1 protein-coding gene and 1 pseudogene are annotated in these 684 nt (G+C 63.2%); both read right to left on the bottom strand.

The window, feature by feature from the left end; translation table 11 throughout:
• Nucleotides 1-201, bottom strand: a pseudogene (locus tag ENZ74_RS33530) (sulfurtransferase); the annotation flags it as partial.
• A 38-nt stretch (nucleotides 202-239) separates the two neighbouring features.
• On the bottom strand, nucleotides 240-684 hold a 445-nt coding region (locus ENZ74_RS33525), incomplete at its 5' end, for an alanyl-tRNA editing protein (RefSeq protein WP_164761487.1).

Raw genomic sequence — 684 nt, 5'->3', positions numbered from 1 at the left:
CGGCAAGGGCGAATCCGGATCCGAAACCGCATCCTGATCCAGAAATCGTGCGCCCGGGATGTGGGCCGAATCATACTCGCCGCGCGCATCGCGCTTCTGCGCCGGGAGATACCAGGATGCGTCGAGAATCGTCAGGCCCGGCTCGCCGAGACGTTGCTGCAGCCAGTCTGCGTCGACGGTGAAGGGGCTGTCCTCGGCCATTTTGTGCTCCTGCTCGCCTTTTGGCGATCACTGTCTGTTCAGTTTGCCGGCATCGGCCCAAAGCGGATGCGGAAGCGCCGGTTTTCACGGCCCTTCTTCTCGATCTTGCCGATGTGGATTTCGCCGACTTCGCCAGTGCTCTTCACATGGGTGCCGCCGCAGGGCTGGCTGTCCACCGAGGCGTTGTCGCCGATACAGACCAGGCGGATCTTGCCGGTGCCGGCCGGCGGCCGGACGTTCTTGGATTTCACCAGGCCGGGATTGGCGGCCAGTTCCTCGTCACTGATCAGCCTGACAAAGATCGGATGATCGGCCCGCACCAGCTCCATCAGCCCGGCGGTGATGTCCTCCTTGGTGAAGCCGGCATCCGGAGCGTCGAAGTCGACACGGCTGTCGTCCTCGGAAACGGCGGCACCGGTGATTGGAAACGGACAGACGACGGTGAGCAAATGGCAAGCCGCATGCATGCGCATCAGGAGATGC

The organism is Mesorhizobium sp. M7A.F.Ca.CA.002.15.2.1 (genome assembly GCF_003998715.1).
GTDB classification, from domain to species: domain Bacteria; phylum Pseudomonadota; class Alphaproteobacteria; order Rhizobiales; family Rhizobiaceae; genus Mesorhizobium; species Mesorhizobium ciceri.
Note: the sequence above shows the minus strand (reverse complement) of the source record. Positions and strands in the feature narration are given on the sequence as shown.